The organism is Collinsella sp. AF39-11AT, from assembly GCF_003474585.1.
Classification (GTDB): Bacteria; Actinomycetota; Coriobacteriia; order Coriobacteriales; family Coriobacteriaceae; genus Collinsella.
Window position 1 is genome coordinate 31,992 of sequence record NZ_QROG01000001.1, and the last position, 26,320, is coordinate 58,311.

The window sequence follows — 26,320 nt, forward strand, 5'->3', positions numbered from 1 at the left end:
CGAACGGTCACATAACGCAGCAACGCTTTCGTTATTTGCGAACAAGTGTGGTTTATGGCAAAGTGTGCCCAAACTAATTTTTAGGAAGGCACCCATGACCCCCGCACAGATTGAGTTTTACAAGCGCCTTGCACACGGTCTGGCGCTCCAATTTGGCCCCAACTGCGAAGTCGTCGTCCACGATCTGGAGACCGAGGACGTGGACCACTCCATCGTAGTGATCGAAAATGGCCACGTCAGCGGGCGCAAACTGGGCGACGGCCCCAGCCATATCGTGTTTGAGTCCATGCACGAGGGCACCACCGACGTACACGACCGCGAGCCGTACCTCACTAAAACCACCGATGGCAAGCTGCTCAAGTCCTCGACCATCTTTATCCGCAACGACGAGGGCAAGCCCGTCGGCATTTTGGGCATCAACTTTGACATTACGCTTATGAAGGCTTTTGAGCGTTCGCTCGACGCCTTTACCGGCACCGGCGGCACGGGCTACACCGAGCCCGAGCCCATTACCAAGAACATCGGCGACCTGCTCGAGGACCTGCTGCACGAGTGCGAGCAGTTTGTGGGCAAGCCCGCGGCGCTCATGACCAAAGACGAGCGCATTCGTGCCATTGGCTACCTCGACCGTCGCGGCGCCTTCCTCATTTCCAAGTCGAGCGAGCGCGCCTGCGAGTTCTTTGGCATCTCCAAGTACAGCTTCTATAGCTACCTCAATGAGGCCAAGGCGGCGGCCGACGACAAGTAGGCACTCGCCTAGATTGCCCCTCCCCTTTTGGGCGCGAGTTCTGGAAAGCTCGAATCCAAGACCGAGCCGCTTGGGAAGTTCCATATAATCGATGTCATTAGTATTTCGAAAGGGTGGAATAGAATGGCGTTGAGCAAGGCATCATGCACCGGTCGCGGATTGATTCCGGCAATTGGTGGACATGTGCACCGCATGTTCGATGAGGGTGAAGACGACCTGTTTTCGCTGAGCCTTGACGACGTGATGGATGATCGCCCGTGGACCGCCGACGAACTCATGGGCGGTGGGGCTCGCCCGTCAAGCCCCAATCCCGCACTTGCGCCTAAGCCCGCATCTGCGCCGACTCCTGCGCAGCCGCCTGTTTCGACGCCCGCATCTACGCCCGCACCCATTTCGGCGCCCGCGCCCGCTCCCCGCCCCGCAAGCGACCCGTCCGAGACGGCGGCATTTCTCGCTGCAGCGACGCAGGGCAAATCGGCCGACAGCACCGTTATGTACAGCGCCCAGCAGTTGCCTGTTCCTGCGGCACGCAAGCCTCCGATCACAAGGCTCGATGAGCCCGTTGCCCATCAGGTTGCCTACGATTCCTGGGCTGCAGCCGATCTGGATGAGACCTCAACCGGCATGCCGGTGCTCGACGTTCCAGTTAACCCGCTTTTTGCCGCCAACACGAGCGCCGCGGATTATGAGGGCGGTGCGGCATATTCCGATTATTCCGATAGCTATACTGGCACCGGTCGCATCGAGACCGAGGATTATGGCACCGCATCGAGCAATTATCTCAACGATCCGTACGCTGCCGCGCCTGCACCGGAATATGACCCGGAGGCCGCGTCCGCGCCGGCGTATACCAAAAGCACGGGCGAAGAGCGCTTCGCCGATTATTACGCCGAGGAAAAGGCGCTGCGTTTCTCGGAATTTCCGCAGGCAGTCAAGGTTGCCTTTATCGCCATTGTCATTGCCCTGCTCGGCGTCATTGCGTTTGAGGGATTCCGTCTGTTCTCCGGCCCCACCCAAGCGGAGTCGGAGACCCAGCAAAAAGAGGACGATAACAAGTATCTGGACATCAACACCCTCAAGGGCGACCCCAACGACGGAGACGATGAGTAGCGAGAGCTGAAGGCTGCCGCAGGATCTCGCATCCAGCACCGGCTTCTAAGTGCTGTCTTGTCATCCAGCTACACTTTTCCTGATAATTTGCCTATCGAATTTGACACTTTTCCGAAGTTCTAAGGTGCCTATTTCGACACTTTTCCGTACTTTTAAACGGCTGATTTCGACACTTTTCCGGATGAAAGCCGAGTGATCACTTGGGAAACCAACGCCGTCCGCGCGTCATTTCGCAAGCGGCGCTTGATTTCTGTCCGCGCGCGCTGATAGACTTCCTCTTGCCCGCAGGGAGCGGGCGCGTTTTATCCAGAGTCGGGGTAGAGAGTTGGCTCCACGATCCCGACGCCAACCGGCCAAGAGGCACGGTGGCCCTGCCAACATCGATGAAAGGAGTCCGTATGGACAATTTCTCTGTGCGCAGTGAGCGCAACTTCCACAACCTGGCAGCCAAGCCAAAACGAATGCATCTTCTGGATAAGCCAAATGGCTACGCCTCGGCCATGGTCAAGAGCAGCCTCTCCCACCAGATGCGCTTTACCGTGCAGAAGCTCGAGGAAGAGCTCTGCGCCGCCGGCGACCCGCACGTGCTGCAGGTCAAGCTGCTCGGAGACGATTCGCGCGAGCCATCCAGCTGGAATCTGTTTGCCGACGGCAAGTGCGTTGCGGACGGATCCGGCACCTTTGCCCGCGAGTGTTTCTGCGAGGGAGCCGAGGTGTTCCTGAACCTGTGCCGCGACGCCGTGCGCGCGGCCGAGCTGCGCCAATGGAGCCAGAGGGAGTACGAGCTGCTGAGTGCGGCACGCGGGATTGCGAGGGCGTAGGCAGACAGGCCAGACAGCTCGTCATACTGGTTGACGCTTCGATTCAAACAGCAGGGCGGGCTCGCGCTTACAGCCCCGCCATGCCAAACCGAATGGCGTTCTCAAAAGGCCTACCCCCTCCGCCTTCAGCTTTAGCAGCAGGTCGCCCAGCTCGGGGCACTTGCTGGAAAGGCGCGTCTGAGCTCGCTCGCCCATCCCCCACCGTTGACGGACCTCCTGGGCGCGCGGGCTCACGCGGTAGTCCCCGTCCATCATCTGCTTGAGCAGCTTGGCGGTCACGCGCGCATCGGCTAGGGCGCTGTGGGCGTGACCCGTCGACTCGTCGAACTCGATGCCAAACCACGTCGCTGCGTCACTCAAAGAGACGCACCCGTGGCTGCTCATGTCCATGATCGAGGTGTAAAACGCCTGCAGGTCGGCCCAGTCCGTAGGAAATGCGGAAAGATCGATATGCTTTGCCTGGCACTCAGTCAAAAGCTGTCGACGATCCGCCCCGCTCCAACAGACCACCTGGGCGGAGTAGCGACCGATCCAATCGCTGAGCCTTTTGATCACCATGTAGAGCGGATCGGCCATCGCAGTGTCCACGGCCGATATCCCCGTAAGCTCGCGAACGGGGAACGCAACGCCTTCGGCATATTCCGTCTGCACAAACTGCGAGAACTCGCCCATCACGTTGCCGCGGTTATCGAGCTTAACCGCGCCGACCTCGATAATCTCGTTGCGCAACCCGCGGCGCTGGCGCTGCCTTGACACCGGCGCAAACTCGAAGTCGAGCACAATCTGACGCGCAAAGTTCGTCGTATCGATAGCCGAGATACACGGCGTCTTTTTGTCTGGCACGGTGAGGGCCTTTCTCCGTCAACTGCCGCCTGTTTCACAGGCAGCTACATTGCCGTAAGGATAAGTGTCCGTGCGGACATGAAATCGCACAGTGCAGCTTTCCGACATCCTTGCGTAAAGCTGCGCTTTGAGATGGTCACGTCGTTGTTATTATCGAACATATATTCGTATTTATGGCTGCAGTTTGATAGACTGGTTATTGTTGGCGGCAGTTCCATGTGCCGGGCAGCGCCCTCCATGCGACGGGAGGTGATGCCCATGACCGATCTAACTGATTTTGTGAAGCTCCTGACCGCTTTGGTCTCGCTCCTCACGGCGCTTATCGGACTTACCGAGGCACTCAAGCAGCGTACGAAGCATAAAAAGAGGGGTCGACGCCGCTAAGGCGATGACCCCTTAATCCAAGCAACGGCGCTGCCCAGCTCTTCACTACTTGGGCTGCCGTCGACCTTATTTTACCCACGGGCGCCGGGTTTACCAAATGGATTTTCGGTAAAGGAAGCACGGCACGCCCGCAAAACCGCTACGCCCCAAGTGCCGCCATGGGGATCACCGCCACGCCGTCGTCGCGTGTGTAGGCAATGCTCCCCTTTCCAACCACGACCGCCAAAAACGCCGGCGCGGCATTCTGGGCGGCAGGATTGGAGAGCACTTTCCTCTCCAGCGCCTTGAGATTTCTCGCTCCATCGTCTGCTTTCGCATCACTCAGCTTGACCTCGATAGCTCCCCAGCGCCCGTCGTGCTCAACGATCAGATCGACCTCAAGGCCCTTCTCATCTCGGAAATAATGGACACTGTTGTCGACACCGCCGTAGGTGGAAAGGAACACGCGCACGTCGCGCAGAACGAGGTCCTCAAAGAGCATCCCCAGCGTTTGCATATCGCCAAGCAGCCGCTCAGGGGTAGCCCCCAGCAACGCCGCCGCAAATGACGGGTCGCAGAAGTAGCGCTTGGGGCGCACGCGAACGCGAGCCTTCGAGCGCATGGGCGGCTCCCATCCGCACAGGTCCTCGGTCAGCTTGAGCCTGTTGAAGAGATCCAGGTGCGCAGCGATGGTCCTCTCGTCGGGGCCCGCCTCACCGTACGAGGCGTCCTTTATGAGCGTCTTGTACGTGACAGCCTGGCTCTCGTTCATGGCAAGAGCTCGCAAAAGGCCGTGTGCAAGCTCGGGCGATCATGCGATATACGAAATTACGCCATTCTCAATGCGGATTTTATGCTACTTCCAATGTAGTTTTTACGCCGTTGCGGATGTAGTTTTTACGCTATGTTCATTGAAGGTTTTACGCTTGGCATCCTTAGCGCGACGCTCGCTCAACCCCTGACCACCGGATTGCCCGAATTCCGGGATGCTGCCTCCGCTCCAAACAAAAGGCCCAGCTCGCGATGAGCTGCCTCCCATTTCTTGAACATTAGAAATGGGAGACTTTCCACCCCATGCCTCTATCGGAAACGGCATCCCGTCCTGAGCATCGAATCCGGGACGTAGTTTCCGCATGCGGCTTCGTTAGGAAAGCATGTTCCACTCTGAGCGCTCATTCCGGGGTGCAATTTCCGCCAGAGACACCGCCGGGAAAGCACATCCCGGTTTGGAGCCGAAATCTGGGATGTAGTTTCCGCTTGAAGGGCGATCCGGAAAGCACGTCCCATCCCGAGTGGCAATTCCGGGTCACAGTTTCCGCAGATACAAGGCGACAGTCCGCCGCCCTTATCACATGCCTTCAAATATGCGATCCAGAAACACAAAACAGCAGATAGAATGCTCTTTTTCAAAAAGTACACGTCCCTAAACTTACCAGGTCTTCATAACTTGTTGCCGTTCACGGGAGCCGATCACCGCCCACCGATTCGAATGTAAAAATGTCGCCGAAAACAGGCCATCTACCTGCATGGTTAGATTTTGGTCAGCTTTTGGTCAGCTGAGCGGCAAGTTCCAGCTGATACGTTTTTGCTACCCAAAAGGAGGCGGTAGCTCATGACCCATTGCAATGACCAGCTCATCGACCAACTGCTCACTCAAGCCGAACAAGAGGGGCGCTGTCTGATTCCCCCGAGCACGGCGATCCGAAAAGCGCTCCTTCGGCGCACCGGCGGCACGGTTGTCTCGCCCATGCCGGGGTTGTTTGCGCGAAAAACGCGCTGGGATGAACTCAACCGAGCGCAACGCCATTGCGAGATTATCCGCGCCCTTGCGATCATCCATCCCGATTGGACGTTCTGCTCGTTTTCGGCAGCTTGCCTGCTGGGGCTCGAGGTCTCGTGGCGACACCTGAACGTCGTGCATGTTTGCAGCTCGACAAAGCCGTCGGCTCGTCCGGGCGCACATATTCAGCGACACCAGATTGAGCCGGCCGGAGCAATACGCAGAGCCGACGTATCGGTAACGCCGCCCATCCAAACGGCCACAGATTGCCTGCTGCAAACTGGTTTTGCCGACGGCATGCCCATTGCCGATTCGGCGATCTCAAAGCTCGGCCTTGCGCCGGAACAGCTGATGAAGGCCGTTGAGCAACGAGCGACTGCCCGCAATGGGCGCGCGATTCGCACCGCCCTCACAACGCTTCGATATGCCGACGCCCGCGCCGAGAGCGGCGGGGAATCGGTCGCCCGAGCCGTCATGATCGAGACGGGCTTTGCACCCGACTGGCTTCAATACGAGCTGACGGACCCCTTCGATTCGGCCAAACCCATACGAACGGACTTTGCCTGGGAGCGCCAGGCGCAGGAACTCACGCTGGGCGAGCTCGACGGGCTCATCAAATATACCGACCAGACCATGCTGGCCGGACGCACCACCGCCGAGGCGCTCGTTGCCGAACGACAGCGCGAGGCGCACCTATCGCTCTACGGCCATCCGCTCATCCGCTTTACCATGATCGAAGTCCGTTCGGCAGGCATGCTCGCGAAAAAGCTGCAGACGGCAGGCATCCGCCAGACCATGCTCCCGACATGGCTCAACGATATTGAGCTGTAGGGGCTGCTGAGCTTATGCCCGTCTGCCTGCCAAACCGGGACACACTTTCCGGTTGGCAGCACCCGCGGAAACCATGTCCCAGATTGAATGCTCAAAATGGGATGCGCTTTCCCGACGAAGCTCCTTGCGGAAAGCGTGTCCCAGAATGAAGACTCAGAATGGGATGCAATTTCCGCTTGAAGGCCGATCCGGAAACTGCATCCCATTCTGAGCGCCAATTCCGGGACGCAGTTTCCGGTTGAGGGCTGTTCCGGAAAGCGCATCCCATTCTGGAGCCGAAATCTGGGACGCAATTTCCGCTCCAAGCAAAGGGCCCCGGCTCGCGATGGAGCTGGGGCCAAAGGCGCAACATATGCTGTTGATGTTGAGCGCAGACGGCAGTCAGCAATGGCCGCCCGCGCCCTACCCTACCAGCGGTTGCGGACGCGGCTGTAGGGCGTATCCACCATGGGCAGATCGGGACGCAGCTTGCCGTCAAACGCGCGGTAAGCGTTCTGTACGGCGGGCGCCGTGGGGATCGTCGCGATCTCGCCGATGCCCTTGCCGCCGTATGCCACGGGCAACAGCTCGTCCTTCTCCACGTAAATGGCGTGGATATCCGGGATCTCGGGCGCACGGAACAGCCCGAGCGTACCGTACCTGGCCTGGGGCACGCAGTCCTTGAGCGGCCAGTCCTCGGTAAGCGCATAGCCCATACCCATGAGCACGCCGCCTTCGATCTGACCCTGGATGGAGATGGGGTTGACCACCTTGCCGGAATCGTGCGCAGCATAGACCTCGCTCACGCGGCCGTCATCATCCAAAATGACCACATGCGTAGCAAAGCCGTAGCAGATGTGGCTCTTGGGATTGGGAACGTCGGCACCCAGCTTGTCGGTCGGCTCCAGGTACACGTAGCCAAACTCACAGCCCTCGAGCGCCTTGATGGCAGCCGCGGGATCTTGAGGATGCATGCCCTGGCCGGCGACGAGCTCCTGCGTGCGCAGCTGATAGGCGCGACCGTCGTCGTACTCGATCTTGACGCCGTCGCCATGCGCACTCACGGGAGCATCGGGCGCAGACTTGCCGGCCTCGATGCCAACCATGGCGTCGCGCAGCAGGAAAGCGGCGCCGCGCACGGCCTCGCCGGTCACGACCGTCTGACGCGAGCCAGACGTGGTGCCGGAGTCGGGAGCGTTCTCGGTGGAGCACTCGCCGTTGGCAATGCAGCTCAGCGGCAGACCGCACGCCTCGGCAACGTCCTGCAAAAAGACGGTGTTGCAGCCCTGGCCGATGTCGGACGTGGCGGCGTAGACCACAGCCACGCCGTCCTCGACGCGAATCTTGCAGCGGCCGGCATCGGGCAGACCCACGCCCACGCCAGCATTCTTCATGGCGCAGGCGATACCGGCGTGTCCGGGATGCGCATAGTAGGCATCTTTGACCTCGAGCAGCGTCTCCTTAAGCGCCGTGGAGCAGTCGGCAATCTGGCCGTTGGGCAAAACCTCGCCCGGCTCGATGGCATTACGGTAACGAATCTCCCACGGGTCCAGGCCGACCTTCTCTGCCAGCAGGTCGATCAGGCTCTCGAGTGCAAACTCGGACTGGCAAACGCCAAAGCCGCGGTACGCGCCGGCGGGCGGGTTGTTGGTGTAGTAGCCAAAGCCGCGGATGTCGGTGTTCTGGTACTTGTAGGGGCCGACGGCATGCGTGCAGGCGCGCTCGAGCACCGGGCCGCACAGCGACGCGTAGGCGCCGGTATCAAAGTTGATCTCGCAATCCAGACCGGTAAAGTTGCCCTCGGCGTCGCAGCCCAGCGTAAAGGTGCCGTCCATGGCGTGGCGCTTGGGATGGAACGCGAGCGACTCGGCACGCGTGAGCTTGCACTTCACAGGACGCTGGAGCTTATAGGCGGCGAGCGCGGCCAGGTGCTGGACCGAAACGTCCTCCTTACCGCCAAAGCCGCCGCCCACGAGCATGGTCTCGACGACCACGCGCTCGGGCTCGTTGTCCCAGCCAAACATGTGGGCACACTCTTTGCGTGTGTCGTAGGCGCCCTGATCGGTCGACTGCACCTTGACGCCGTTCTTGTACGGGAAGGCAACGGCGCACTCGGGCTCCAAGAAGGCATGCTCGGTAAAGGGCGTGGTAAAGCGCTGCGTCACGGTGAACGCGCTCTCGGCCAGCGCCTTGGCGGCGTCGCCGCGCGTCACGTGACGACTCTGGCACACGTTGTCCTTGAGCTCCACCGTGTTGCCAAAGGCAAAGAAGCTGTCGTGCAGACGCGGCGCGTCGGCGGCCCTAGCCTCGGCAATGCTGCGCACGGGCTCCAGCGGCTCGTAATCGATTTTTACGAGCTTCTTGGCCTTCTCGAGCGTCGCCTCGTCCTCGGCAACCACCAGCACGATGGCATCACCCACGCAGCGGGTGATATCGCCCTGGGCGATCATGACGTCCCAGTCCTGAATAAGGTGGCCGACCTGGTTGACCGGCACGTCCTCGGCGCGCAGGATGCCCACCACACCGGGCAGGGCCTCGGCCTTGGAGGTATCGATGGAGAGCACGCGGGCGCGCGGATACTTGGAGCGCACGGCGCTGGCGTAGGTCAGACCCGGCTGATCGAGCTCGTCGATGTCGTCGGGATACTTGCCCTCGCCGAGCACCTTCTTGCGCACGTCGATACGGAAGGCGCGCTTGCCCACGCCGTAGTCGTCGCCGCGCTCCAGGCCCTCGTCAATCTGCTTTTCGCCGCGGAGCACCGCAGCGGCCAGCGAAATGCCCTCGACAATCTTCTTGTAGCCGGTGCAGCGGCAGACGTTGCCGCGGATGGCGTACTTGATCTGCTCCTCGGTGGGCTCGGGGTCCTCGGCGATGAGCGCCGCACCCGCCATGACCATGCCGGGGATGCAAAAACCGCACTGCACGGCGCCCACGGCGCCAAAGGCGTACACAAAGGCCTCGCGCACGTCCTCGGGCAGGCCCTCGACGGTCACGATGTTGCGGCCGGCGGCAAGGGCGGTGGTCAGCACGCACGCCTTGACGGCCGCACCGTCCACATGGATGGTGCAGGTACCGCACGCGCCCTCGGAGCAGCCGTCCTTGGCGGAGTGAATGTGCAGGTCGTCGCGCAGGTAGCGCAGCAGCGGTTTGTTTTGGGTCGTCGTGCGCTCGACGCCGTTGACGGTAAAAGTGAATTCCTGTGCCATGGTGATTCCCTTCTACACGCCGGCGGCGATGCCGGTGCGGTCGTGGATGGCGCCATGCGGGCAGACGACGGCGCACATGCCGCACGACAGGCAGTCCGCGCCGTCGATATGGGCGCAGTTGTCCTCGATACGGATAGCGCCGGCGGGGCACTTTTTAGCGCACATGCCGCAACCGATGCAGCTGGTGTCGCAGATCTTGCGGGCGATGGCGCCCTTATCGGTGTTGTTGCAGCGCACCAGGATGTTCTGGTAGCCGGGGACGAAAGCAATCACGCGCTGCGGGCACGCCATGCCGCACAGGCCACAGCCCGTGCACTTGGAGCGATCCACGCGGGCGATGCCATCGACCAGCGCAATGGCGCCGTGGGGGCAGGCCGTGACGCAGGCGCCACAGCCAATGCAGCCTTCGCTGCAGTGGGCGTCGCCGCCTGCGGAGGCGCAACCGCTTCCGCAGGCAACGTAGGCCACGTTATGTTGAATGGATTTGGCCATAAGAGACTCGCCTATTTCTTAAGGAGATACGAATAGCTGTCGCGCACGGCCTTGATGGTCAGGCGGACGGCCTCGGGCAGACCGGTGTTGACGGCATCGACCGAGACGGTACGGACCGTGCCGGCAACGCGGACCTTAAAGTGGTCCTCGTCCACGGCCAGGAAGCCCTCGTTCTCGGAGTTCTCCATGTCCTCCTCGCTCCAGAACAGGGTGAGCTTGTCCTTGTAGGGACGACCCTCCTGGTAGGGGCAGAACACGGCGCAGTTGCCGCACTCGTTGCACATGCCATCGACATGTACCACCTGATGCTTGGCCAGGCCCGGCACCTTAATTGCCACGTTGGCGCGGTTGGGGCACACATCGCAGCAGACCTCGCACACCGAGCCGCAGCCCAGGCAGCGGGTCTTGGTGCAGTTGCGCTTGTCGCGGCACAGCGACCCCTTACGCTCGTAGCAGGTGTCCTCGCGACCGGCCTGCTCGTTGCAGTCGGCGTACTTGTTAAAGTCCACACCGGCGATGGCACGGGCGACCTCGGCGGCATCGGCGATAGCCTCGACCACGGTGGCAGGACCGCGGCGACAGTCGCCCGCAGCCCAGACGCCCTCGACGCCGGTGGAGGTGGCGGCAAGGCGGCCGCGACGGTCGTGCTCGACGCCCGCGGCATCGTACAGGCTGGCATCGATGCCCTCGCCCACGGCGCAGATCACCGTGGTGGCGGGAAGCTCGACGGTCTCGCCCGTGGTGACGGGGCTGCGACGGCCGCTTGCATCCGGTTCGCCAAGTTCCATGACGTCGCAGGTCAGCACGGCACCGTTGAGCGCCTTGGGCGCCAGCAGCTCGCAGAACTCAACGCCGTCGACAAGAGCAAGATCGAACTCTTCCTCGTCGGCGGGCATCTGCTTCTTGGTACGGCGATACACCAGGCGCACGTTCTTCACGCCTGCCAGGCGCTTGGCCACGCGGGCGGCGTCCATGGCGGTGTTGCCGGCACCAATGACCACGACGTCCTCGCCCAGCTTAAGCTTCTCGCCCTTCTTGGCGGCCTCGAGGAACTCCAGCACGTCGAGCTCGGCACCCTCGCCCAGGCCCGCAGAGCCGGGCATCCAGGCACCGGTGGCCACGACCACGTCGGTAAAGCCCTGGGCCTTGAGCTCGTCAATGGAATCAACGCGAGCGTTGAGCTGCACCTTGGCGCCAAAGGCCAGGCAGAGCTCGGCGTCGTGGGAGATATCGTCGCTGGCGATACGGAACTCGGGAATCACGTGACGGACCACGCCGCCGAGCGAATCGCGGGCCTCAAAGATGGTAACGGGCACGCCGGCACGCGTCAGGAAGAACGCCGTCGCCAGGCCGGCCGGACCGCCACCGATAACGGCAACGTTGCGCTCGCCGTCGTTGGCGATAGCCTGGGCGCGCAGCTTGGGCAGCACGGCGGTCATGGCCTCGCGGGCGGCCTTGAGCTTGCTGGCGCGAATCTGGGCGCCCTCGGGCTCGTAGAACGCACGCTCGCAGGCACGGCCGCAGGGATGCGGGCAGATGGTGCCGGTAATGAACGGCAGGGCGTTGCGCTCGATGATAATGTTGAGCGCGTCCTCGTAGCGGCCCTCGTCAACAGCCGCCAGATAGGCGGGAATATCCTGCTGGATGGGGCAGCTCGTGCGGCACGGCGTGGTAAAGCAGTCGGAAAGCGGGCTCTTGCCGGCGACCTTGCGGTCGGGCAGCGGGCGCAGCGGCTTCTTGTAGAGCGGGTTGGTGAGCGAGTCGGTCTGGATCGCGGTCACTGCCTCGAGCGAAACGCCCTCAAACGGCTTGCCATCCAGGTCGGCAAACTCGCCGGCCATCTGGCTAAAGCGCTCGTAGCCACCGGGCTTGAGCACGTCGGTCGCCAGGGTGACGGGCCAAATGCCGGCGTCATACAGGGCACGGATGTTGTAGACCGTGGCGCCGCCGGAGTAGCTGATGCGCAGCTTGCCATCGAACTGCTCGGTAATGCGGCGGGCAGCCTCGATGGTCAGCGAGAACAGCGAACGGCCGGACATGTACATCTCGGTAGAAGGCAGCTCGTTCCTCGTCACGTCGACGGGGAACGTGTTGGTCAGCTTGACGCCAAACTCAAGACCGCGCTCGGCGCACAGGGCAATCAGGCGCTCGAACATGGGCACGGCGTCGACCCACTGCAGGTCCTCGCGGAAGTGCGTGTCATCGAAGACGATGTAGTCAAAGCCCAGATCGTTGAGGCGCTGACGGGCAAACTCATAGCCCAGCAGCGTGGGGTTGCACTTGATGTAGGTGTTGAGGCCCTTCTCGGTGATGAGGTAAGTCGCGATGCGCTCAATCTCCGCCGGCGGGCAGCCATGCAGCGTGGACTCGGTGATGGAGTTGGAGACGCGCGCCGGGATGGACTCGACAAATGCGGCATCGACATGCTCAAACTTGTCCAGGTTGGCGAGCGCCCATGTGCGGCACTCGTTCCAGACGTCGGAGCCGCTGGCGTCCTTCATGCCCTCGATGTACGCGTCGACCTTGGGGCTCTTAATGCCCTCCAGGTCATAGCCCACCGACATGTTGAAGACAAAGCCGTCCGGGCTGCCCAGACCGTACTCGCGAGCGATCAGGTGGCAGGCAAACCATGCCTTCACGTACTCGGCAAATGCCTGCGGAACCTCGAGCTCGGTCGACCACTCGCAGTTGTAGCACTCGTCCTGAGCCACGATGCAGGGCTTGTTGACGCAACGGGAAAGCTCCTCGCCGTCCATAACCTGGACGGTCTTGAGCTCAAAGAAGCGGGAACCAGCCACATAGGATGCCACGATGTTCTGGGCCAGCTGCGTATTGGGACCGGCAGCCGGGCCAAACGGAGTCTCGATGCGCTCGTCAAAAATGGGAAGCGCACCCTCCTGGTTGGTCGTGACCATCTTACGCACGCCAAAGATGGCGTCCTGGGTCTTGTGCTCCTCGATGATCCAGTTCATCAGCTGCGAAAACGGGATCGGCCTCATGATGTCGCTCATAGTGAGCTCCTCTCTGTAACGCCCGGCGAGACCGCGCGGCGGGCGCAAATACGGTGTAGCGCTAGCACAGCGCCGGCGACCCCGCGGAGGCCGCCTATGCGCGCGTCGGATGCGGCGAAACATCCGACGCGCGCGAATCTCCAATTGGAATTAGTACACGCGATCGTTGAGCGTGCTCCAGAGCTTCTTGGACTCGGCCATGGTCCACGCGTTGATCTTGTCCTCATCAATGCCAACGAACTCGCGATCCTTGTACAGGACGCGGCCGTTGATGATGGTAGTGCGGCAGTTTTTGCCCATCATGCCAAAGAGCATATGGCCGTCGATATTCTCCTCGCTCAGCGGCGTAAAGGGCTTGTAGTCCATGACGATGACGTCGGCGGCGGCGCCGGCCTCGAGCACACCGAGCTTGCGATCGAAGTACTTGCTCGCCATCTTGGCGTTGTTCTCGAACAGCATCGTCATGGCCTCGCACCAGCCCACGTTGGGCATGGCGGCGTTGTGGCGCTGAATGATCAGGAAAACCTTAAGGCTCTCGAGCATATCGTGGGTGTAGGCGTCGGTGCCCATGCACACGGGGATGCCGCGGCGGAAGAATTCGAGCACGGGGGCGCAGCCCACGGCGTTGCCCATATTGGATTCGGGGTTGTTGACGAGCCAGGTGCCAGACTCCTTGACGATATCCATCTCGGCGGGCGTCACGTGGATGCAGTGGCCGAGCATGGTGTCGGGACCCAGCAGGTTGTGCTGCAGCAGGCGCTCGACGGGACTGATGCCACCGCGGTTGAGGCGGGAGTCCCACACGTCATTCATGCCCTCGCACACATGGATGTGGAAGCCGGTCAGGCCGTTGTTGGCCTCGGCCATCTTGTCCATGGTCTCGTCCGACAGCGTAAAGGTGGCGTGACCGCCAAACATGGCGGCGATCATGTGGTTGTCGTTATCGCGACGCTCCTTGGCGGCCCACTGGGCAAATTCGGCGTTCTCGGCAATGGCCTGGTCGCATTTTTCCTGGCCGCGGCGATCGGAGACCTCGTAGCACAGGCACGAACGCATGCCCAGCTCCTGAGCTGCATCCTTAATGGTAAAGAGGCTTCCCGGGATTTCGCAGAAGCTCGCATGATGATCGAAGATCGTGGTGACGCCATCGCGGATGGAGTCAAGAATCGTGGCATAGGCGCTGGCCTTGGTGCCGTCGAGCGTCAGGTTGTCATCGATCTTCCACCACTGCTGCTCAAGATTCTCCAGGAAGTTGGTGGGGTTGCAGCCCTTAATGGCAAGGCCGCGGGCCAGACCCGAGTAGATGTGGGTGTGGCAATTGATGAGTCCGGGCATGATGAGGTTGCCCTGGGCGTCGACGTACTCGGCATCCGGGTACTTGGCCTTGAGCTCGCACTCGGGACCTACTTCGACGATCGTATCTCCGTCAATGGCGACCGCGCCGTTGGGAATGAACGGGGTCTGAGCGTTGCGGGTAAAAACGGAACCGTTAGCGACCAGAAGCATGAATGCTCCCTTCAACATCAGGGGCGGGGTTTGACACCTCTGACATGGCGGAGTGCGAAGCGCCGGCCTACACCGGAAACGGGCCCTCTCCCGTCAACGCTTCACCAAAGGGACAAACCCTTTGAAGTGCGGCTTGGCGCCGCATGACGTCGGCGGACGAGGCGATGCGCCCGCCGACGAATAGCACCGAATTGGTTACTTCTTACTCTCGGGCAAGACCAGATCCACGGCAGCGTCCTTGGCAGCATCGATGTGCTGAGCCACGACCGGCGTCTGCGGAAGGATCAGGTTAAGGACAATGGCCATAATGGCGGTGGGGGTTACGGCATTGGAGCCGATGACGGTGGATACCCAGGCGGGCATACCCTCGCCGGCAAGGCAACCGCTGGCCATCCAGATACCCAGGCCAAAGACGACGGAGGTGCCGACGATGGTGGTAGTGCGCTGCGTGAGGCCCTCGCGGGTGAACATGCGCACGCCGTTCATGGTGATGGTACCAAAGACGCCGACGGTCGCGCCGCCGATGACGGGCTGCGGGATAGCGGAAAGGACGGCAGAGAGCTGCGGGAACAGACCGGCGATGGCAAAGACGGCCGCGATGATCACAAAGACCCACTTGTTGACGACCTTGTTGGAGCAGATGATGCCCACGTTCTGGCCAAGGGCGCTGGTGGGAAGACCGCCCAGCAGGCCGCCGACCATAGAAGTGAGGCCCTGGGACACGATAGCGCCGGAGAGCTCGCGCTCGGTGGGCATACGGTCGATGGAGCCCAGGCAGGCGGCGGAGACGTCACCGATAACCTGGATGGCAACCATGGGGAACACGACGGCGAGGGTAATGCAGACCTCGGGATCAAACTCGAGCGCGTAGGGCATGAGCTTGGGAAGGGCGAAGACCTGAGCGGTGGCGACGCTGGAGAAGTCGATCATGCCGAAGGGGATGGAGACGATCATGCCAACGATCATGCCAAAGAACACGGAGCCCAGCTTGAGCGTGCCCTTGCCAAAGTTGGCGAGCGCAAAGACCACGGCGAAGGTGATAAGAGCGACGCACCAGGCCTGCGGGGTGCCCCACAGCGGCGTGCCCATGCCGCCGGCCATGTACTTGACGGCCGTGGGATACAGCGAAACGCCGATGGAGAAGATGACCGTACCGGTCACGACGGGCGGGAACAGCCACTTAATCTTGCTGTAGGCCAGACCAAAGAGGACCGCGACGGCACCGCCGACAATCTCGCCGCCCAGCAGCGCACCAAAGCTAAAGCCCGAGGCACCCATGGCCTGCAGGGCCGGCAGGAACGCGAACGAGACGCCCATGACGATGGGCAGGCCGCCGCCGATGCGGCGGAAGGGAGCGAAGGCCTGAAGGGCCGTGTCGATTGCCGAAAGAATGAGCGCAACCTGAATGATGTCGGTGCTCTGCTGGCTATTAAAGCCGTAGACGCCGGCCATGATGACAGCCGGGGTGATGATACCGGCAAACGAAGCCAGTACGTGCTGAAGGGCACACGGGATCATTTCCTTAACGGGAGGCATGCCTTCACGAGTGAACAGGGCTTCAGTGCCGTTCGTAACCGTCTCCTGGGTCATTTGACCACCAATCCTCGAAATAGTTGTTTCGCATCTAACGCTCTATTGTGACGCAGTGCGGGGTTGAGGTTGTGCCTTCGTTGCATATCGTATTAAAGATGATTCTCATTCTCAATAATAATTTTTTGTTATCAGACTATTCTTCAGCTGAGATAATGCATTTCCGCAGGTCAGGAAAGTGTCTGGTCAAAATAACATCTAACTTTTCTTTTGGTCAACCGTTTACCGCCAAATTCCTACCGTTCGTCTGTATTACGCAATGTACCTGCGGATATACGAGATGAAGAGTAGCGTGTTACCATGAGAAAAAATTGTTATGAACCTTCCGATTTCACCCAAAGGAGTTGCCCGTGAACGAGACCGTACGTCGCTTTTTGCCGATGGTCGATTTCCTGGAGCAGATACTCGGTAAGAACAGCGAGATCGTCCTGCACGATTTCTCGGATCCCGACCACGCCATCGTCGATATTCGCAACGGCATCGTGAGCGGCCGCAAGGTCGGCGGTCCCGCCACCGATCTGGCGCTCAAGATCATGCACGACCCCAAGTATCGCGACCTGCCGTTTATTACGGGCTACGAGGGGCGCGGTGCCGGTGGCAAGACGTTGGAGTCCGCGACGTTCTTTATCCGCGAAAATGACGAGATCGTCGGTATGCTCTGCGTCAACACCGACCTCTCGACCGTACGCTCCATCAACGCCATGGCGCAGCAGCTCATGGCGTGCTTCGACGCAGCGCCGACGCGCACGGAGCCCGCCCCTATCGAGGTCGAAAGCCTTTCGGAGTCCACCCAGGAGCTCATCGACCGCAGCATTGCCGAGTTGCTGAGCGCGCGCGGGCTGGATGTAGCGTCGCTTGGCCAGAGCGACCGCGTGGACGTCATTCGCCACCTCAACGGCAACGGCGTGTTTATGCTCAAGGGCGCCGTGGCCTGCGCCGCCACCGCGCTGGGCATCTCGGAGCCCAGCGTCTACCGCTACCTGCAAAAAGTTCGCAAGGAGGGCTAAACGTGATCCCTTGGGGACGAAGGGAAACGGATCATTTTTGTCGCATCGCTTGACAAAAGACCCTGCAGCTCGCACGCGCTGCAGGGTCTTTTTGCATGTCATGTTTAGTTGTGGCCAACGCCTTAGAGAGCGGCGACGACCTCGATCTCGACCAGACCGCCAGCCGGAAGAGCGGCAACCTGGAAAGCGCTGCGCGCGGGGAACGGGGCCTCGAACTTGGAGGCGTAGATCTCGTTCACGGCGGCAAAGTCGGCGATGTCGGCCAGGTAGACCGTGGTCTTGACGACATCGGCAAACGTGGCGCCGGCAGCGGTCAGCAGAGCCTCGACGTTGGCGAGGGACTGCTTGGCCTGGGCCTCGACACCCTCGGGCAGCTTGCCGGTCGCGGGATCGATGCCCAGCTGGCCGGACAGGAACACCATGTTGCCAGTCTGGATACCGGGGGAATACGGGCCGATGGCTGCGGGTGCGTTATCGGAAGACACGACGGTCTTGCTCATGTTTTTCTCCTTACAAGTAAAAGGGAACGGGAGCGCGGCGTTCACACCGGGAGGCACAGTTCGGTCTGAACACCGCGCTTGATTGGGATAGTACTCAAGGTTTCCGCGCGATGCAAGATTATTATCACGCTGCGAGAATATTTTATCGCCCAACGGTTTCCCCGGACCGCTGAACGGTTCTCATGTGGAGCAGCCAGTCCAAGCTGCTGAAGACTTTATCCCGCTTAGAGCACGGGCATCGCCTGCCGCGACGGCACCACTATACTTTTGAGTATCTGAGCATTTTGAAAGGCAGGATATGACCGCAACCGCCAGTCGAACCACCAACCGCAGACCCGAGCTTTTGGCGCCCGCCGGAGGGCCCGAGCCCTTTGCTGCCGCACTCGCCGCCGGGGCAGACGCCATCTACTGCGGCATGGGCAGCTTCAACGCACGCCGCAAGGCCACCAACTTTACCGACGAGGCCTTTGAGCAGGCCTGCCGCGCCGCGCATCTAGCCGGCTCGCGCGTCTACGTCACGGTCAACATCGTCATCAAGCAGTCCGAGATGAGCGATGCGCTGCAGCTCATCCATCGCTGCTCCACGCTGGGCGCCGACGCCTTCATCATCCAGGACTGGGGCCTGTTCTTTGAGGTCAAGCGCACCATGCCCGGCATCGAGACGCATATCTCGACCCAGGCGAACATCCACGACGACCGCGGAACCCTTTGGTGCCGCGAGCAGGGCGCCGACCGCGTGACCCTCTCGCGCGAGCTTTCCATCGACGAGATTGCCGCCATTCACGATGCCGCGCCCGATGTGGACCTTGAGGTCTTTAGCCATGGCGCCATCTGCTTTTGCTACTCTGGCCTGTGTCTGCTTTCGAGCTTTGCCATGGCGGGACGATCGGCCAACCGTGGCATGTGCGCCCAGCCCTGCCGCTTGCCCTACGAGCTGATCGACGAGAACGGTCGCTCGCTCTCCCCTGCCGGTCGCGAGCGCGCGCTGTGCCCGCGTGACACCAACACTTCACAACTTGTTCGCCGCCTGTATGACGCCGGCGCCGCGTCGCTCAAGCTCGAGGGCCGCATGAAGGCGCCCGATTACGTGTATTCCATCGTCGACGTGTATCGTCATCAGATTGATGACATGCTGGCCGGAACCACCGTTGCCAAGGACGAGAAAGACGCCCGCCAGCGCCAGCTCAAGCGCTGCTTTAACCGCGACTTTACGCACGCCTATCAGGACGGCACCTCGGGCGACGAGATGATGAGCTATGAGCGTTCCAACAACCGCGGCCAGATCGTGGGCACGGTGCTGGGCAGCCGCCCGGCCAACCGCGATGTGCGCGGCCTCAAGCCCGACGACCGCCGTCGCCGCGCCGCCATCGCCCGTATTGAGCTGTTTGAGCCCGTGGGCAAGGGCGACCTGCTGGAGCTTCGCCACGATAACGAGTTTGACCAGTTCCTGACCACCATTGCCGCCGATGATGCCGCAGCCGGTGAAGTCATCGAATGTCGCGTACCCCGCAGCATGCCCGAGGGCTGCCGCGTCCGCGTGATTCGCAGTCAGCGTGCCATCGACGCCGCCGGCGCCGCGCTCAAGCGCGATGTGCTGCGCCGCCGAGCTGTTGATGTGTCCGTCGTGGCGCGTCTGGGCGAGCCGTTTACCGTTACGCTCACCTGCTGCGACGACCCTTCGCTTACGGCCACGGCCACGGGCTTTACCGTCGAAGCCGCCAAGACCCGTGCGGTCGAGGCGTCCGATCTGGTTGAGCACGTCGGCCGCATGGGTTCCTCTCCCTTTGAGGCTGCGAGCTTTGAGGTGGCGCTCGATGAGGGCTGTGGCATGGGTTTCTCCGCCGTACATAAGGTGCGCGCCGCCGCTTGCAAGGCGCTGGAAGAGGCCATTCTGGCGCCGTACGCGGAGCGCGCGAAAACGCTCGAGCTGCCGGCGATTGTCACCAGTGATTCCCGCCCCGCGCCCGAGCACTACCGCGACGAGCCGCAGATCTGCGCCACCGTCACCTCGCTCGAGGCCGCCGAGGCAGCGCGGGCGGAGGGTGCAACGCGCATCTACATGACCACCGACGCGCTCGATGCGGCCAAGCTCTCCCCCGCCGATACGTTTGAGCAGGGCATCGTACCCGTGCTCGATGAGGTCTGCCGCGCCGTTGACCACGTCCGCGTTGACCCATGGGTTGTTGCCGGCGCCACGGTCGCTATTGGCAACATCTCTGAGCTTGCCCTGGCCGCCCAGGTTGGCGCCACGGCCGAGATTCGCTCTTGCCTGCCGGTGCACAACACGCCCTGCATGGAGGCGCTTGCCGAGCGCGGAGCCGGTGCGTTTTGGCTCTCGCCCGAGATCACGCTCGACGAGATTATCTCGCTCGGCACCGCCGCGCCCGCGGCTCTGGGCATCACCGTCTTTGGCCGCCCGCGCGTCATGACAAGCGAGCATTGCATTCTGCAGGTTGCCAACGGCTGCATCCACGATTGTGCCAACTGCCGCCTGCGTGCCCGCAAGCTCTCGCTCAAGAATATCGACGGCAAGGTCATGCCGGTGCGTACCGACATCCACGGCCGCTCACGCCTGTACGACGCCTACCCCATCGACCTCACGCCGCAAGTTCCGCAGCTGCTCGATGCCGGCGTGCGCCGTCTTATGGTCGACGGAACCTTGCTCGAGGCCGATGAGATTGGCCGTGCCGTCGCTCGCGTCCGTCGCGCTGTCGAGGCGGCTCAAGCCGGCCGCAAGCCGGCCGCCCGCCTGCGCGGCGCCACCTCGGGCTGCATGTTTGTGGGAATCAGCTAACCGAAAGGCTTACACGTGAACGAAGAACCTCAAGTCCTCTACTGCGACGCCTGGCTCATGGCCATCGACAAGCCTGCCGGCATGATCGTCCACGGCGACGGCACCGGCGAGCGCACGCTCACCGACTACGCCAGCGACCTGCTGCTGGCGATGGGCGACGGCTTTGCCGCGACCGACATGCAGCCGCTCAACCGCCTGGACCGCGACACCACCGGCGTGGTGTTGTTCTCGCTCGACAAGCAGACGCAGCCCGCCTTTGACCAGATGGTCATCGACCACGCTTTCGAAAAGCACTACCTGGCGCTCGCCGAGGGCAAGATCGACTGGAACGAAAAGCTCATCGACAAGCCCATCGCCCGCGACCGTCACGACAGCCGAAAGATGCGCGTCGGCGCCAGCGGCAAGCCGTCTCAAACGCGCGTGAAGGTGCTCAAGCGTCTTAAGAGCCGTCGTGGCCTGCCCACGCGCTCGTATATCGATGTCGAGCTGCTCACCGGCCGCAAGCACCAAATCCGTGTGCATCTGGCGAGCGAGCATCATCCCTTGGTTGGCGACGACCTGTACGGAACGCCGCGCCCCTGCGGCCTGATGCTCCACGCCCACAGCGTGTCCTTCACGCATCCCGTAACCGGCGAGCACATTCACATCGAAGCCCCCTGCCCCTGGGAGCCCTAAAACCTGCCGAAAAGGGACAGGTTTATTTTGGCAGGTTTTATCTGGGCAAACGTCAAAACCACCACAAAGGTTCCTGCCCCTTCGCGGTGGTTTTGGCCCTTAGCCGGTCCCCTGTTGCTAGACCGTGACGACGTTGTCCATTGCCCGGTACTTGGCAGGGACATCGCCTGCGGTAACAATCGTTGCGTCACGGAAGTCCGCGAACTTGACGGGCGCCACCATGCCAAATTTGCTGGCGTCCGAGATTACGAAGCGCTTGGCCGTATGGCGCATCGAGATACGCTTGACCTGTGCCTCCTCGATATCGGGCGTCGTAAAGCCCTGCTCGGCGGCAATGCCGTTGGAACCCCAAAAGCCGCAGTTGAAGTTGTAGCGTTCTAGAGTTGCCAAGGCATCGGGGCCAACGAGCGCCTCGGTCTCGGGTTTGAGCTCGCCGCCCAACACCACGGTACGCATGCCGCGCAAAGCGAGATGCTGAGCATGGAGCACGGAATCAGTCACATAGGTTACCCCTTCGAGATGCGGAAGATGCTCGATGAGCCTGAGCGTCGTCGAACCCGAGTCGATGTATACAAAGCTCTCGGGCTCCACGAGCGCCGCCGCACGGGCGCAGATACGCTCCTTGTCGTCGTTATGGAGATCACTGCGCTCACTGATCGTTAAGTCTCGCGTCGCGTGCGCGCGCTCAAGGCTCGTCGCGCCTCCATGCACCTTGGCGATACGGTGTGCGCGGTCGAGCGTCTGCAGGTCGCGTCGAATGGTAGAAGCCGTCACACCCAGGGCATCGGCAAGCTCTGGCACCGTTACTGAGCCAGCCTGCTGCACCATCGAGACGATTGCATTGAGCCTATCTTCCGCGAGCATCGCTTACTCCTCCTCGGGGTAGACGACTCCCCAATCGGCACGGAGCTTGGTCATCAGCTCCATAACATCAGAAGCATAGTCCAGAAGCTCACGCTTGGAATCATCGCCGGCGACGGCCTTCTCGAGGTCAGCCATCTCGTAGCATAGTGCGTAAGCCTCGGTGCCCGCGACGACCTCCTCGCGATGACCGTCCGCAGTCCACACGATGGTCGCATGGTCGGCGCGCGGATACTCGTTGACCTCGATATAGCACTTATCGAAGCTGATGACCGAGCGCTTGGGCTGCTTGGAGTGGAGCGTAAGGCTCACGACGCCCAGCTGCTGCTCGGCGTTACGGCAGACAATGCCGCCCGCAACATCGACACCAGTCTCGCAGGTGTTGCCGAGCGAAACAACTTCGGTTGGCTGGCTGGCCATAAACAGGCGCATGACAGAAAGGGCATAGACGCCGATGTCGAGCATGGCGCCGCCGGCGAGGTTGCGGTTGTAGAAGCGATTGGTCAAGTCGCCGTACTCCTTATAGCTGCCAAAGTTGAGCTGGGCGAGATTCATACGGCCAAAGTCGCCTACATCCATGCGACGGCGCAGCTCCTGATACAGCGGCATGTGAAGCACTGTGGTGGCGTCCATAAGGACCACGTTGTGATCGTCGGCGATGGCGCGGGCCTCGTCGAGCTCGGCGGAGTTGAGGGTAATGGCCTTCTCGCAGAGCACGTGCTTGCCGGCGGCCAGCGCGGCACGCAGATAGGTAATATGCGTGTTGTGCGGCGTGGTGATATAGACGGCGTCGATGTCCGGATCGGCGTAGAGGTCCTCGACCGTTTCATAGACCTTCTCGATGCCATACTGCTCAGCAAAAGCTTGAGCCTTGGACAGCGTGCGGTTGGCGACACCCGCAAGCTTGCGGCCGGCAAGAGCGAGAGATTGGGCCATCTGGTTGGCAATAACGCCGCAACCGATCACAGCCCAACGGAGCTCGGGAGCCGTAAAGATGTCCTCGGGGAACGGCTTGTCCTGGACCGAAGCGAATGCTGCTTTGGCGGCTACCGCGGCGTCGAGTGGAACCTGCTTGGGATCTACCATATGTGCCTCCTGGGTCATGGAGCGTCTAACATTTCTGCCGTCTCTATATTCGCACAAATTAGCGCGTATGTGCGTACTTTTGCGTATATAACCGCCAAATGGTCAAAATACAGCCGCAGACGACGCTTATACACGCATAGCCACGCAATCCTACGCACACAAATACGCACAAATGCGCACTAATCATTACTCAGAGACGGGGAATTCTGCTTAGAACTCGAAAGACAGGATGATCCGCTTCGCCTCGTCGCTCATGGCGCGCTGCAGCTCTAAGGACCGTCCCAAACTGCCGACAGAAAAGGAACGTCCCAAACTGCAGACAGAAAAAGAACGTCCCCAGGCGCCGGCATTTCAAGAGCACTCATTTAAGTCTGTCCCCAATGAGTGCAATCACTCATGTAAGTCTGTCCCCAATGAGTGGGAGCAATCAGAGACTCTTTGCGAGGGAGGCCGGACGTGGCCTTCCTCGTTTTTATTCATGGACTTTAGTCCGTGCCGCGCGGCACGCGCGGCATAGAAAGCCACCCGCTCAGCGGGTGGAGGCCAATTTCCGCTACGCGACAAAAACCTTCCCCCTAGCATGAGGATTGTTCAGGTCATCATACTAGGGGGAGGTGATTGCTGTGGCCCAGAAAGCCAACAGCCTCGCGTACACGAAATGGCTGTGCAAGCACCGCATCGCACCGAGGTCAAGCTCATCGCCGCCATCGTCGAGAAGCACCCCAAGGTGCGCTTTGCCGCGAGCCGTACCTCGGCCCACGCCGACCTCTACGACCGCATGGAGCAGGCCCTGTGCGAGCGCGTGGCCAACGCGGTGGAGGTCGTCCGCTCCGACATCAGCCCCGCGCTTCTTGTCCACACCGGTCCAAACCTCGTGGGTGTGGCGGTCCAGGGACTCTAGCGGAGGCGGGGCGTCCTGCCCCAAAAACAAATGCAAAAGACGAGCACTTCTTGCCGCTCAATTGGCAAGAAGCGCTCGTCTTTTCTTAACGCGTTGTATGGCGGAGAGAGCGCAAGTTACGCGAGCGCCCTTCTTGCCAGCTCGGCCGCGCCGAGGATTCCTTGGTCGCCGCCGCAGCCCGGGGCGCAGATGTAGCTCTCCATGTCCTTAAGCTCGGCGGTCTGGATGTAGCCACCCAGATATTCGAGGGTCTTCTTGCGGACGATGCCGTAGAGCTGCTCCTGGTGCATCACGCCGCCGCCGAGGACGATGCGGCGAGGCGAGTACATGAGCACGAGGTTCGCACACATCTGCCCCAGATAATCCCCCTCGAGCGCCCACACCTCATCGTTGTCCGCGAGCTCGGCCGCGGGCTTTCCCCAGCGCGCGGCGATGGCGGGGCCGGAGGCGAGCCCCTCGAGACAGCTCGCGTGGCTCGGGCAGACGCAGCGTCCCTCCTCGGTGGGACGGGTCCTTACCAGCATGTGACCGGCCTCGGGGTGCAGCATGCCGTGAAGGAGTCTGCCCGCGCACATGACGCCCGCGCCCACGCCGGTGCCGATGGTCACGTAGACGGCGTCCTCGAGCCCCTTGCAGCAGCCGAAGACCACTTCGCCGAGGCAGGCAACGTTAACGTCCGTGTCGTAGGCCACCGGAATCCCGAGGGCGCCGGCGAACGCGGCGCGAAGACCATGGCCTCGCCACGCGAGCTTGGGCGTCTGGAGGATGGAGCCGTAGCGCTCGTCGTTGGGGTTGACGCAGGTCGGGCCGAAGGCGCCGATGCCCAACGCGTCCACATCGCGGGCGGTGAACCACTCGATCATCTGCGGGACGGTCTCGGCGGGCGTAAGCGTCGGGGTCTCCATACGGTCGAGGACCTCGCCGTCGCCGGACACCACGGCACAGACCATCTTGGTCCCGCCGGCTTCGAGGGCGCCGAGCCTCATTTGCTTTTCGCTCATGTGATCCTCCTTACAAAGGGACGCCCGCAGTCATGGTCAACCGCGGGCGCCCATAACGTTGGCTTGTTTCGAGGCGACCCTACCTGGGCACGCGGTCCTGCCTTGCGGCAAACGGGGCGAGCACGGCGTGCGGCTCGCTTTGGTACCAGTAGGCGACGGTGGAGATGTCGTCCTCGCGCTCGTAGAGCTTGATGTCGTCGTTGCCGAGGTCCTGGAACGTCACGCGCAGGTCCTCCTTGAACGAGATCGGGTCGGGAAGGTGCCACCTGTAGAGGCCGTGCCTGGGCAGCGCGTCGTCGTTAGTCGCGAGCATCGGATTCGGGTTCGGCTTGCCCGCGCTGAAGCGGTCGCGCGTGGCGTCGCGCGTCGAGCGGTACGGGTAGCCGGCGAACAGCGTGTTGAAGCACTGCGCCTCGGGCAGCGCGTGGGGCGGCCTGTCGAGGAAGGCCCAGGCACCGCCGAAGTAGTCCTCGGCTCCCGTCGAGGTGACCGTGGGGAACTCCTCGTCGCCGTCGAGGAAGAACTTCATCTCGCCCTCGCCCCACCAATAGCGCTCCAGGGCGCACAGGGCCATGTAGGTGCCGACGTAGTAGCCCTTGCCGCGCACGCCGTCGAGCACGGTGTAGTCGACGCCCCTGCGGGTGCTGCGCTCGCGGTTAAAGCGGGCGTGGAAGTACATGGCGTCGTCCGGCACGTCGGTGAGCGCGTAGTTGAACGTGTAGAAGATGTACTTAATGAACCCGGGGTGCTCGCTCGTAAGCGTGACCTTGGCGTGCTTCCTGAAGGGCATCTCGAAGTAGCAGTTCATGCCGCCCGTCGGGTTCACGCAGATGGGCATCGAGTTGACGATGGCGCGCTCACCGAAGCCGTTGCAGAAGAAGTCGCCGACAGGGCACTCGACCGAGGGGGTCTCCTCGTCGTCCCAGTAGAAGCGCAGCACGAGGTCACGCATGACGAAGCTGCCGGCGGCGGTCTTGTCGGGGACGGTCATCCAGATGTGGCGGATGATGCCGGGGCCCTCGATGTCCGCGAGCGTGATGGTCTCGCCGGACTCAAGGGGCACGCAGCACGAGCCCTTGCGGCCGACGCCGAGGTGGCTGGCCGACATGGCGGCGCGGCCCTTCTCGCCCGTGATGTTCTCGGGGGTGATGGCGCGGCTTTCCTCACCGCCGTGCATCCACACGTCCTTAAGGAACTCTCTCATCGTCGACCTCC

21 protein-coding genes and 1 riboswitch are annotated in these 26,320 nt (G+C 61.8%); of the genes, 9 read left to right on the plus strand and 12 right to left on the minus strand.

Annotated features, from left to right (window positions below):
* Positions 1-94 precede the first annotated feature (94 nt).
* From DW037_RS00180 to DW037_RS00195, 3 genes are all read left to right on the plus strand, one after another.
* Positions 95-748, plus strand: a complete 654-nt coding sequence (locus DW037_RS00180) for a transcriptional regulator (RefSeq protein WP_117583047.1) — start codon at positions 95-97, stop codon at positions 746-748.
* A gap of 123 nt (positions 749-871) precedes the next feature.
* On the plus strand, positions 872-1,858 hold the full coding sequence (locus DW037_RS10535; RefSeq protein WP_158556477.1) for a hypothetical protein: 987 nt from the start codon (positions 872-874) through the stop codon (positions 1,856-1,858).
* A 299-nt stretch (positions 1,859-2,157) separates the two neighbouring features.
* A riboswitch (SAM riboswitch) is annotated at positions 2,158-2,248 on the plus strand.
* Positions 2,249-2,256: 8 nt separating this feature from the next.
* Positions 2,257-2,679 carry a hypothetical protein gene (locus DW037_RS00195; RefSeq protein ID WP_117583050.1) on the plus strand — a complete coding sequence of 141 codons (423 nt, stop codon included), beginning with the start codon at positions 2,257-2,259 and terminating at the stop codon, positions 2,677-2,679.
* Between the two features lie 21 nt (positions 2,680-2,700).
* Here the strand turns inward: DW037_RS00195 and DW037_RS00200 are convergent, their stop codons facing one another.
* Positions 2,701-3,522, minus strand: coding sequence for a 3'-5' exonuclease (locus DW037_RS00200; protein ID WP_117583051.1), 822 nt, complete (start codon positions 3,520-3,522; stop codon positions 2,701-2,703).
* Positions 3,523-3,780: 258 nt separating this feature from the next.
* Here DW037_RS00200 and DW037_RS10835 point away from each other — a divergent pair, with 258 nt between their 5' ends.
* Positions 3,781-3,906, plus strand: a complete 126-nt coding sequence (locus tag DW037_RS10835; RefSeq protein WP_255413317.1) for a hypothetical protein — start codon at positions 3,781-3,783, stop codon at positions 3,904-3,906.
* A 139-nt stretch (positions 3,907-4,045) separates the two neighbouring features.
* Here DW037_RS10835 and DW037_RS00210 read toward each other — a convergent pair whose 3' ends face one another.
* Positions 4,046-4,657, minus strand: a complete 612-nt coding sequence (locus DW037_RS00210; protein ID WP_233503776.1) for a DUF4143 domain-containing protein — start codon at positions 4,655-4,657, stop codon at positions 4,046-4,048.
* An 840-nt stretch (positions 4,658-5,497) separates the two neighbouring features.
* On the opposite strand from DW037_RS00210, the gene DW037_RS00215 reads away from it, so the two are divergent.
* On the plus strand, positions 5,498-6,496 hold the full coding sequence (locus DW037_RS00215; RefSeq protein ID WP_118372617.1) for a hypothetical protein: 999 nt from the start codon (positions 5,498-5,500) through the stop codon (positions 6,494-6,496).
* A 407-nt stretch (positions 6,497-6,903) separates the two neighbouring features.
* Here DW037_RS00215 and xdh read toward each other — a convergent pair whose 3' ends face one another.
* From xdh to DW037_RS00240, 5 genes are all read right to left on the minus strand, one after another.
* Positions 6,904-9,681 carry a selenium-dependent xanthine dehydrogenase gene (gene xdh, locus DW037_RS00220; RefSeq protein ID WP_118372618.1) on the minus strand — a complete coding sequence of 926 codons (2,778 nt, stop codon included), beginning with the start codon at positions 9,679-9,681 and terminating at the stop codon, positions 6,904-6,906.
* A gap of 12 nt (positions 9,682-9,693) precedes the next feature.
* Complete coding sequence (locus tag DW037_RS00225; protein WP_117655021.1) at positions 9,694-10,173, minus strand: 4Fe-4S binding protein; 480 nt, start codon at positions 10,171-10,173, stop codon at positions 9,694-9,696.
* An 11-nt stretch (positions 10,174-10,184) separates the two neighbouring features.
* Positions 10,185-13,184, minus strand: coding sequence for a putative selenate reductase subunit YgfK (gene ygfK, locus DW037_RS00230; protein ID WP_118372619.1), 3,000 nt, complete (start codon positions 13,182-13,184; stop codon positions 10,185-10,187).
* 150 nt (positions 13,185-13,334) lie between these two features.
* A complete protein-coding gene (ssnA, locus tag DW037_RS00235) occupies positions 13,335-14,690 on the minus strand; it encodes a putative aminohydrolase SsnA (protein ID WP_040359022.1) in 1,356 nt (451 codons plus the stop codon).
* A 195-nt stretch (positions 14,691-14,885) separates the two neighbouring features.
* A complete protein-coding gene (locus tag DW037_RS00240; RefSeq protein WP_055285183.1) occupies positions 14,886-16,280 on the minus strand; it encodes a uracil-xanthine permease family protein in 1,395 nt (464 codons plus the stop codon).
* Positions 16,281-16,630: 350 nt separating this feature from the next.
* Between DW037_RS00240 and DW037_RS00245 the strand changes: the two genes are divergently transcribed.
* Entirely contained in the window at positions 16,631-17,287 is a 657-nt protein-coding gene (locus tag DW037_RS00245; protein WP_231501550.1) for a transcriptional regulator, read from the plus strand.
* Positions 17,288-17,409: 122 nt separating this feature from the next.
* Here the strand turns inward: DW037_RS00245 and DW037_RS00250 are convergent, their stop codons facing one another.
* Positions 17,410-17,787 (minus strand): RidA family protein, encoded by a 378-nt coding sequence (locus DW037_RS00250; protein ID WP_089572469.1) that lies wholly within the window; start codon positions 17,785-17,787, stop codon positions 17,410-17,412.
* 298 nt (positions 17,788-18,085) lie between these two features.
* Between DW037_RS00250 and DW037_RS00255 the strand changes: the two genes are divergently transcribed.
* Positions 18,086-20,581 (plus strand): U32 family peptidase, encoded by a 2,496-nt coding sequence (locus DW037_RS00255; RefSeq protein WP_118372620.1) that lies wholly within the window; start codon positions 18,086-18,088, stop codon positions 20,579-20,581.
* 15 nt (positions 20,582-20,596) lie between these two features.
* Complete coding sequence (locus DW037_RS00260) at positions 20,597-21,256, plus strand: RluA family pseudouridine synthase (RefSeq protein WP_233502584.1); 660 nt, start codon at positions 20,597-20,599, stop codon at positions 21,254-21,256.
* A 117-nt stretch (positions 21,257-21,373) separates the two neighbouring features.
* Here the strand turns inward: DW037_RS00260 and DW037_RS00265 are convergent, their stop codons facing one another.
* Together DW037_RS00265 and DW037_RS00270 are read right to left on the minus strand one after the other, a co-directional pair.
* Entirely contained in the window at positions 21,374-22,120 is a 747-nt protein-coding gene (locus tag DW037_RS00265; RefSeq protein ID WP_118372621.1) for a DeoR/GlpR family DNA-binding transcription regulator, read from the minus strand.
* 3 nt (positions 22,121-22,123) lie between these two features.
* Positions 22,124-23,203 (minus strand): Gfo/Idh/MocA family protein, encoded by a 1,080-nt coding sequence (locus DW037_RS00270; RefSeq protein ID WP_117716426.1) that lies wholly within the window; start codon positions 23,201-23,203, stop codon positions 22,124-22,126.
* Between the two features lie 664 nt (positions 23,204-23,867).
* Between DW037_RS00270 and DW037_RS00275 the strand changes: the two genes are divergently transcribed.
* Positions 23,868-24,104, plus strand: a complete 237-nt coding sequence (locus DW037_RS00275; protein ID WP_089572473.1) for a hypothetical protein — start codon at positions 23,868-23,870, stop codon at positions 24,102-24,104.
* Between the two features lie 116 nt (positions 24,105-24,220).
* On the opposite strand, the gene DW037_RS00280 is transcribed toward DW037_RS00275, so the two are convergent.
* Both DW037_RS00280 and DW037_RS00285 read right to left on the minus strand, forming a co-directional pair.
* Positions 24,221-25,105 (minus strand): ROK family protein, encoded by an 885-nt coding sequence (locus DW037_RS00280; protein WP_199412196.1) that lies wholly within the window; start codon positions 25,103-25,105, stop codon positions 24,221-24,223.
* A gap of 79 nt (positions 25,106-25,184) precedes the next feature.
* Positions 25,185-26,309, minus strand: a complete 1,125-nt coding sequence (locus DW037_RS00285; protein ID WP_172676343.1) for a glycoside hydrolase family 172 protein — start codon at positions 26,307-26,309, stop codon at positions 25,185-25,187.
* Between the last annotated feature and the right edge of the window lie 11 nt (positions 26,310-26,320).